Origin of the sequence: Clostridioides sp. ZZV15-6598 (assembly GCF_020657705.1) — a bacterium.
Taxonomy (GTDB): domain Bacteria; phylum Bacillota; class Clostridia; order Peptostreptococcales; family Peptostreptococcaceae; genus Clostridioides; species Clostridioides difficile_F.
The window spans coordinates 1-1,282 of sequence record NZ_JAGWCS010000272.1; the positions used below are offsets into that span (position 1 = coordinate 1).

Genomic DNA, 1,282 nt, shown 5'->3' on the forward strand with positions numbered 1-1,282 from the left:
ATGTTTTATGTTTTCATATATTATATAAATTACAGATAGAATAATAAAATTAAATACAATTAAATTAGTATTATAGAACATTTTAGTATTTGTAAATATGTAAAATCGTAATGCTAAAAGTATTAAAATTAATATAAGCGTAAATTCAATCTTTAACTTAGAAAAGAAAGTGATAATGTTTTCTAAGAGTTTAACTTTCTTTTGGTTATTTTTTTTATATAATATAAGAAATAATATAGACAATAAACAACTTACTAATGTAATACCTTCACAAATAAATTTCAAATTTATTTTTGGTAAGGACAAAGGCGTACCAAAATAGTAGAAATAAGGTATAACCTCCTCGTTCTGGAAATAATTATACTCATTAATATCAATAAAGTTGTTATTTAAATCGTATATTGTTTCAAATAATGTAGAAAGTGATAGAAATAATAGTAATAATAAAATAAATTTTGCTCTTGAATCATTAATAATTAAGTTTTTCAATTTTGTAACCAATACCCCACACCACCTTTAAATATTTTGGTTCTTTTGAATTTACTTCAATCTTTTCTCTAATTCTTCTAATATGAACAGCAACAGTCCTTTCACAGCTATAAGCATCTTCATTCCAAACTTTTTCATAAATCTCATGAGAGGAGAATATTTTTCCTTTTCGTGATAGGAGAAGAGCAAGTATTTTATATTCAAGAGGTGTCATTTTAACTTCTTCACCATCTAAAGAAACTATTTTTGTATCTGTATTTAGTTCAAGACCTCCACTTTTTAAAATATAATTAGTATCGTTTGAGTTATTTGTATTGCTAAAGTCTCCTAAGTTTATATATCTTCTAAGTTGAGATTTTACTCGTGCAGTAAGTTCTAGTGGATTAAATGGTTTAGTTATGTAATCATCAGCACCCATATTAAGACCTATAATTTTGTCCATATCTTGTGATTTTGCAGATAGAAGAATTATAGGAATATTCTTTTTTTCTCTTATTTTGAGTGTAGTCTTAAGACCATCTAAATTAGGCATCATTACATCCATTATTATTAATTTAATATCATTTTCAATTAATATGTCCAAGGCTTCTAAGCCATCATATGCTTTTAAAACATTAAGATTATCAGGTCTTAAATAGAATTCTATAGCGTCTACTATTTCCCTATCATCATCTACGACCAATATATTTTGATTCACTTTATTATTCCCCCTCGAAATTTTATTTTTAATCAATTTTAATTTTATACTAAAAATTGGTTTCAGAAAACAGTAAGTATATAAACTGATTAGCTC

Annotated in this window: 1 protein-coding gene; it reads right to left on the minus strand. The window is 24.8% G+C overall.

What is annotated here, in order from left to right; translation table 11 throughout:
- Window positions 1-469: 469 nt before the first annotated feature.
- A complete protein-coding gene (locus KGF50_RS21480; protein ID WP_227849943.1) occupies window positions 470-1,186 on the minus strand; it encodes a response regulator transcription factor in 717 nt (238 codons plus the stop codon).
- Window positions 1,187-1,282 lie beyond the last annotated feature (96 nt).